At 63.6% G+C, this 5,342-nt stretch carries 3 rRNA genes; all 3 read right to left on the reverse strand.

Annotated elements, in window-relative coordinates:
- Positions 1 to 20: 20 nt before the first annotated feature.
- Positions 21 to 136, reverse strand: a 5S ribosomal RNA gene (rrf, locus tag I2G43_RS08555).
- Between the two features lie 145 nt (positions 137 to 281).
- A 23S ribosomal RNA gene (locus tag I2G43_RS08560) occupies positions 282 to 3,255 on the reverse strand.
- 398 nt (positions 3,256 to 3,653) lie between these two features.
- Positions 3,654 to 5,161: ribosomal RNA gene (locus I2G43_RS08565) — 16S ribosomal RNA — on the reverse strand.
- Together the 16S, 23S and 5S rRNA genes form the textbook arrangement of a ribosomal RNA operon.
- Between the last annotated feature and the right edge of the window lie 181 nt (positions 5,162 to 5,342).

A 5,342-nucleotide genomic window follows, 5' to 3' on the forward strand; every position in this document is an offset into this window, starting at 1 on the left:
ACGGCTCGGTGCCGTCCACCGGTCAGCGGCGCCCTGGCCTCCCACGGGCTGACCCCGCAGTACTCTCGGCGCGATGGGGCTTAGCTTCCGGGTTCGGAACGGGACCGGGCGTGCCCCCCATGCTCTGGCCGCTGACCGGTGGGCGGCGCCCACCGTTACGGTGTCCGGTGTCTGTCTCACGTGCCCTGGGGGCCGCATGGCGCATAGGAGAGTGTGACTCGGGGGCATCCTCGTGCCCGGACCGCGCGTGAGCGCTGGGTCCCGCGGGCCGCGAGGTGCGGTTCCGGAAGAGCTCGGGCGATTAGTGCGGCTCGGCTGAGGACGTCGCCGCCCTTGCACCTGCCGTCTATCTACCAGGTAGTCTACCTGGGCCCTTACCGGAAGGAGAACTAATCCCTGGAACGGCTTCCCGCTTAGATGCCTTCAGCGGTTATCCGCGCCGCACGCGGCTACCCGGCCGTGCCGTTGGTCGACAACCGGTTCACCGGAGGTGCGTCCACCCCGGTCCTCTCGTACTGGGGGCAGCCTCCATCGATTCTCCTGCGCCCACGGAGGATAGGGACCGAACTGTCTCACGACGTTCTGAACCCAGCTCGCGTACCGCTTTAAACGGCGAACAGCCGTACCCTTGGGACCTGCTCCAGCCCCAGGATGCGATGAGCCGACATCGAGGTGCCAAACCTTGCCGTCGATGTGGACTCTTGGGCAAGATCAGCCTGTTATCCCCGGAGTACCTTTTATCCGTTGAGCGACGGCCCACCCACTCGGGGCCGCCGGATCACTAGAGCCTGCTTTCGCACCTGCTCGGCTTGTGGGCCTCGCAGTCAAGCCCGCTTGTACTCTTGCATTCAAAAGGACGGTTGCCGACCGTCCCGAGCGGACCTTCGCGCGCCTCCGTTACCCTTTAGGAGGCGACCGCCCCAGTCAAACTGCCCGCCTGGCACGGTCCCCGAGCCGGTTGACGGCCTCGGGTTAGGACGCCGGTCGCGCGAGGGCAGTATTCCAAGGGCGGCTCCCCGGGGGCTGGCGCCTCCGGATCTTAGCCTCCTGCCTATCCTCTACACGCGGGACCAGCGGCCAATGCCAAGCTGCAGTGAAGGTTCACGGGGTCTTTCCGTCCTTCCGCGGGTAAGTCGCATCTTCACGACCAGTGCAATTTCACCGGGTCCATGGTCGAGACAGCGCCCAAGTCGTTGCGCCTTTCGTGCAGGTCGGAACTTACCCGACAAGGAATTTCGCTACCTTAGGACCGTTATAGTTACGGCCGCCGTTTACCGGGGCTTGGCTTCGGGGCTTCGCCTTGCGGCTAACTCCTCCGCGTGACCTTCCGGCACCGGGCAGGCGTCAGACCCTATACGTCGCCTTGCGGCTTCTGCAGAGTCCTGTGTTTTTGGTAAACAGTCGCTTGGGCCTCTCCACTGCGGCCCGCCTCCGCTCCCCGGGCAAGCCGGTTCACGTACGCGCGGGCACCCCTTCTCCCGAAGTTACGGGGCCATTGTGCCGAGTTCCTTGACCATGGTTGACCCGATCGCCTCGGTATGTTCTACCCACCCACCTGTGTCGGTTTGCGGTACGGGCGCGCACGCGCCTGCCTAGGGGTTTTTCTAGGGACCTCGGGCTCACTCGCTTCGCTTGATCGCTTCGTCCGGAGCCTCGCCCTCGTGCGGACCGGATTTCCCTGGTCCGCGGGCCGCGCTCCATCACGGGGACGTCCAGAACCCCGCCGAGCCACCCCCATCCGTCGCCCCGTCGGTCGTAGCGCCGCGTGCGCGGTGCAGGAATGTCTGCCTGCTGCGCGTCGGCTACGCCTTCCGGCCTCGCCTTAGCCCCCGACTGACCCTGGGAGGATTAGCCTTGCCCAGGAAACCTCGGGTTCACGGCGGACGAGTTACTCTCTCGTCTCTCGCTACTCATGCCAGCATTCTCACTCCCATGCGCTCCACCGCCGGTCGCCCGGCGGCTTCTCCGCCCATGGGAAGCTCCCCTACCGATTCTACTTAGGTAAAATCCCGCCGCTTCGGTGTCCAGCTTAGCCCCGTGTATTGTCGGCGCATGTCCACTCGACCAGTGAGCTGTTACGCACTCTTTGAATGCATGGCTGCTTCTAAGCCAACATCCTGGTTGTCTGGGCGGACGCACATCCTTTGCCACTCGGCTGGAACTTGGGGACCTTAGCGGGCGGTCCGGGCTGTTTCCCTCTCGAGCACACAGCTTAGCCCACATGCTCTGACTGCCGCGCTCTGGGCCGCCGGCATTCGGAGTTCGGTTGGATTCGGTAGGCGGCGAAGCCCCCTCGTCCATCCGGTGCTCTACCTCCGGCGGTGAACGCGCGACGCTAGCCCTAAAGCTATTTCGGGGAGAACGAGATATCTCCGGGTTTGATTGGCCTTTCACCCCTATCCGCAGGTCATCGCCGCCGTTTTCAACCGACGTGCGTTCGGCCCTCCACGGGGTCTTACCCCCGCTTCAGCCTGCCCACGGATAGCTCACCCGGCTTCGCGTCCGCGGCGCGGGACTCAAGTCGCCCTGTTAAGGCTCGCTTTCGCTCCGGCTCCCTTTCGGTTAACCTCGCCCCGCGCCAGCGACTCGCTGGCTCATTCTACAAAAGGCACGCCGTCACACCACATGGGTGCTCCGACTGCTCGTGGGCGCACGGTTTCAGGTACTGTTTCACTCCCCTCCCGGGGTGCTTTTCACCTTTCCCTCACGGTACTGGTGCGCTATCGGTCACAGGGTAGTACTCAGGCTTGGATGGTGGTCCACCCAGGTTCGGACCGGGTTTCACGTGCCCGGCCCTACTCAGGGACCGCGTCGCGCCGTCCGGTCTGGGTTCGCGTACGGGGCTGTCACCCGCTGCGGCCGGCCCTCCCATGCCGTTCCGCTCCCCAGCCGGACCTGCGCCCGGGGGCGGCAGCCCCCGGATGCGCGGCCCTGCAACCCCGTCGGCGGAACCCCTGCCGGGTACGCCCGCTCGACGGTTTGGCCATCGGTCCCCTTTCGCTCGCCGCTACTCGGGGAGTCTCGAGATTGATTTCCTCTCCTCCGGGTACTTAGATGTTTCAGTTCCCCGGGTTGTCCTCCCCCCGCCTATGCGTTCAGCGGGGGGATATGCACACTGCTGTGCATGGGTTCGCCCATTCGGAGACCCCCGGGTCGAAGGATGTGTGCTCCTCGCCGGGGATTATCGCAGCTTGCCGCGTCCTTCATCGGCTCCCTGTGCCAAGGCATCCGCCGTGCGCCCGTGGTATCTTGCGGGACCGCATCGGGCCCGCGGGATATCCACGTGTCGCTAATTAATCTAATTAATCGATATCATGAATAGCGCTCGTATGTCGCAATTCGGGTATCTCATACCGCGGCACAGTCTTGACTGTGCTCGCGATCAGATGCTCCTCACTCATGTATAAGTGAATTCTTCTTGTTTGGATCGGATGAATGATTGCTATCATTCTTACGTTTAATCGCAGAAAAGAATCGAGTCTGGAAGAAACAAGTCTTCCATCTCTCTCCTATCGCTATGCGGCTCTCAAGGTACGCGGGTGCGACCCCGGGGACCGGGTGCTGCGGGGACTTCATCGCGGGCGACATCCACCGGACGGGCTCCTGCCCTCATTCGAGTTAAAGTGTTTCTCTCTAAGAACTAATCTCCCTAGAAAGGAGGTGATCCAGCCGCACCTTCCGGTACGGCTACCTTGTTACGACTTCACCCCCCTCACCCTCCACACCTTCGGCGCCTCCCCCCATTGCTGGTTGGGCCGGCGACTTCGGGTGCAGACGACTCGGGTGGTGTGACGGGCGGTGTGTACAAGGCCCGGGAACGCATTCACCGCGGCATGCTGATCCGCGATTACTAGCAACTCCGACTTCATGGGGGCGGGTTGCAGCCCCCAATCCGAACTGGGGCCGGCTTTCCGGGATCCGCTCCCCCTCGCGGGGTGGCATCCCTCTGTACCGGCCATTGTAGCACGTGTGCAGCCCAGGGCATAAGGGGCATGATGACTTGACGTCGTCCCCGCCCTCCTCCGCCTTGACGGCGGCGGTCCCGCGTGGGTTCCCGGCATCACCCGATGGCAACACGCGGCGGGGGTTGCGCTCGTTGCGGGACTTAACCCAACATCTCACGACACGAGCTGACGACAGCCATGCACCACCTGTATGGGCTCCTCTCGGCCACGGGGTCTCCCCCGCTTCACCCATATGTCAAGCCCTGGTAAGGTTCTTCGCGTTGCTTCGAATTAAGCCACATGCTCCGCTGCTTGTGCGGGCCCCCGTCAATTCCTTTGAGTTTTAGCCTTGCGGCCGTACTCCCCAGGCGGGACGCTTAATGCGTTGGCTGCGGCACGGGGGGATCGTCCCCCCACACCTAGCGTCCATCGTTTACGGCTGGGACTACCAGGGTATCTAATCCTGTTCGCTCCCCCAGCTTTCGCGCCTCAGCGTCGGTCTCGGCCCAGAGGGCCGCCTTCGCCACCGGTGTTCCACCCGATATCTGCGCATTCCACCGCTACACCGGGTGTTCCACCCTCCCCTACCGGACCCAAGCCGCGGAGGTTCCGGGGGCTTCGGGGGGTTGAGCCCCCCGCTTCGACCCCCGGCCTGCCGGGCCGCCTACGCGCGCTTTACGCCCAATGAATCCGGATAACGCTCGCCCCCTACGTATTACCGCGGCTGCTGGCACGTAGTTAGCCGGGGCTTCTTCTGCAGGTACAGTCTTGACTCTTCCCTGCTGAAAGCGGTTTACGACCCGAAGGCCTCCGTCCCGCACGCGGCGTCGCTGCGTCAGGGTTCCCCCCATTGCGCAAGATTCCCCACTGCTGCCTCCCGTAGGAGTCTGGGCCGTGTCTCAGTCCCAATCTGGCCGGTCGGTCTCTCAACCCGGCTACCCGTTGTCGGCACGGTGGGCCGTCACCCCGCCGTCTACCTGATGGGCCGCGGAGCCATCCCCTCCCGTCGGGGCTTTAGCCGGGGTGCCATGCGGCACCCCGGGGTATCCGGTATTACCCGTCCTTTCGGGCGGCTATCCCGGGGGAGGGGGCAGGTTCTCCACGTGTTACTCAGCCGTTCGCCACTCGCTTCTGCCCGAAGGCAGGTGCCGTTCGACTTGCATGTGTTAGGCGCGCCGCCAGCGTTCATCCTGAGCCAGGATCGAACTCTCCGTCCAAAAATATGGGCTTCGAGCCCGTCCGGTCCTCTCAGTCCATCGCTGATCGGTTCCGTTCGATTCATATGGTTCTGTTAGATAGGAAAAGGAATTTCTCGGGGCCGCCTCTCGGCGGCCTTGCGAAAAACAAATCCAAGTTAGACCATTTCAAATGGTTCGATGTCTGCCCGGATGCGACACT

The sequence above is a fragment of the Collinsella aerofaciens genome, from assembly GCF_015557435.1.
Classification (GTDB): domain Bacteria; phylum Actinomycetota; class Coriobacteriia; order Coriobacteriales; family Coriobacteriaceae; genus Collinsella; species Collinsella aerofaciens_Z.